Consider the following 1,200-nt stretch of genomic DNA (forward strand, 5'->3'; position numbering starts at 1 on the left):
CAGCAGTTTCCACGTCGTGACATCGACTGTCTTAGGCCTTTTTTCTTTAATAATTTCTGGTAGATGGGGCTCGTGTAATGGCTCCCTTGATCGGAATGGATGAAGGCATCCTTATGGAGTTTTAAGCATCTCTGTCTCATGAGCAATTCAATGGTTCTTGTAGCTAGTGGCAGATGAAGGGACTCTGAGAGATTTTGGGCTAGAAGTTCTCCTGTTGAGGCGTCCAGAATGGTGGACAAATAAGCCGTCTGCGATTTGCCATACGGAAGATAGGTGATATCGGTGAGCAGTACAAGACCTGGTATTCCTTTCTTGAAGTCCCTTTTCAGCTCATTGGGGAGCGTGCGGTGTTCTTGTGTCGCTTTGGCCATAAGGCGATAGGGGTTAGGTTTCCGATGAGGACATACGAGGTCAAACTTTTTCATTAGCCTTCGAATACGCTTCAGGTTGTAACAGGTGTCATATTCGTTCTGGAGCGTCATCTTAATGGATCTGGAGCCCTTTTTGAAACCTCTTTGATTAAATACTTTCTTGATGAGTGCACCTGCTTGCTCATCCGCTAGCTTACGCTCCTGGCGTGTGTCAGCAGAGTTGAGGTAGTTGTAATAGCCAGAGCGAGACACGTCAAGCAGTTGGCAGAGGTAACGTGTCATTCGCCCCAAGCCTTGTTGCACAGCTTCCTGAATAAGGTTAAAACAATCACTCGGGCCTAGGTTTTTTCCCTTTGCTGTTAGCCTCCTTTCGTTCCTGTCTAACTTTTTTACGTATGCCAGTTGAGCCTCTAAAAGTCTGATCTTCGCCTCCTGCTTGGCAATGATCTCATCAGGGGATAAATGCCGTTTTGAAGGACGCAGAGCCGATTCTTTACGCGAGTCCGCAAGTCCAATGATTCCGTCTTTTTCGTAGGCTTTCTTCCATCGATCTGCACACTGTTCGACTCGCTTCAGCCCTAGGATCTCCACTTGAAATCCACTTGTTTCAAAAATTTCTCTTGGTGTTCGCCCTAACACGTACTGGTCAATGAACACACGTTTAAATTCATCTGCATAAGTAATTGATTTTTGGCTGACTCGTAAGACATACGGGTTGTTTGCTAACTGTTCCTGCTCATTTTTACTAAAGTGTTTTTTACTCATATGCTCGCCCCCACTATTCTCTCTAGTATACAAAAAGGTACCCATACGCTAAACACTTTTTTTA

General features: G+C 45.1%; 1 protein-coding gene. It reads right to left on the minus strand.

What is annotated here, in order from left to right:
• The coding region (locus G9U52_RS39060) for an IS3 family transposase (protein WP_166158873.1) at positions 1–1,136 on the minus strand (1,136 nt) is incomplete at its 3' end.
• Positions 1,137–1,200: the final 64 nt, after the last annotated feature.

This window comes from Paenibacillus agricola (genome assembly GCF_011440305.1).
In the GTDB taxonomy this organism is placed as follows: domain Bacteria; phylum Bacillota; class Bacilli; order Paenibacillales; family NBRC-103111; genus Paenibacillus_S; species Paenibacillus_S agricola.